The following is a 1,340-nucleotide window of genomic DNA, read 5'->3' as shown; positions in this document are numbered from 1 at the left end:
GATTATGTTATTCCGGATTACACCTATTTGGTTAAAAATCAAGAAAAAATAAAAGGTTTATTTGTTACTCATGGGCATGAAGACCACATTGGTGGTATTCCCTATTTATTACGTGAAGTCAATGTTCCAATTTATGGAGGGAAATTGGCTCTTGGGTTGATAAAAAATAAACTTGAAGAACACGGCTTATTGAGAAATGCTAAGCTGATTGATATAAAAGAAGACGATGTCATAAAATTCCGCAAAACATCCGTTACTTTTTTCCGCACCACACATAGTATTCCTGATTCTTATGGAATTGTTGTTAAAACACCGCCAGGACAAATTGTCCATACTGGTGATTTTAAATTTGATTTTACCCCTGTGGGTGAACCAGCCAATTTAACTAAAATGGCTGAAATCGGAAAGGAAGGCGTACTTTGTTTACTTTCAGACAGTACGAATAGTGAAATACCTGAATTTACGATGTCAGAACGCCGGGTTGGCGACAGCATTAACGATATTTTCCGTAAAGTGGATGGCCGAATCATATTTGCAACATTTGCATCAAATATTCACCGTTTACAGCAAGTGGTAGAGGCAGCCGTGGTATACGGACGGAAAGTAGCAGTTTTCGGACGCAGTATGGAAGCTGCCATTAATATTGGGCTTGAGTTAGGTTATATTAATGCACCTAAAGAAACCTTTATTGAAGCAAACCAAATCAATCGACTGCCTGCTGATAAAGTTACCATCCTTTGTACTGGAAGTCAGGGGGAAGCGATGGCTGCCCTATCAAGAATTGCAAATGGTACACACAGACAAATTCAAATCATTCCCGGAGATACCGTTGTATTTTCATCATCACCTATTCCGGGGAACACAATCAGCGTGAGCAGGACCATTAATATGCTCTACAGAGCAGGGGCTGAAGTTATTCACGGAAAACTAAGCAATATTCATACCTCTGGTCATGGTGGACAGGAAGAACAAAAGCTTATGCTTCGCTTAATCAGACCGAAGTTCTTTATGCCAATCCATGGTGAATATCGTATGCAAAGAATGCATGCTAAAATTGCAGTTGATTGTGGGGTACAAGAAGAAAATTGTTTTATTATGGATAATGGTGAGGTATTAGCACTTTCCGAGGATACAGCACAGGTTGCAGGAAAGATCCCATCAGGTTCCGTTTATATTGATGGCAGCGGAGTAGGCGACATCGGAAACATCGTCTTACGTGACCGTAGAATCCTCTCAGAAGAAGGTTTAGTAGTTGTGGTGGTAAGAATTAATATGAAAGAATTCAAAATTGCATCAGGACCAGACTTAATTTCGCGAGGATTTGTTTATATGCGAGAATC

At 39.7% G+C, this 1,340-nt stretch carries 1 protein-coding gene; it reads left to right on the top strand.

The features are described 5' to 3' along the window. The coding region (gene rnjA, locus V7659_RS31565; protein ID WP_335543919.1) for a ribonuclease J1 at window positions 1-1,340 on the top strand (1,340 nt) is incomplete at both ends.

The organism is Neobacillus drentensis (assembly GCF_036966985.1).
GTDB classification, from domain to species: Bacteria; Bacillota; Bacilli; order Bacillales; family Cytobacillaceae; genus Neobacillus; species Neobacillus drentensis_E.
The sequence above is the reverse complement of the archived record's forward strand: the minus strand, read 5'-3'. Positions and strand labels throughout refer to the sequence as shown.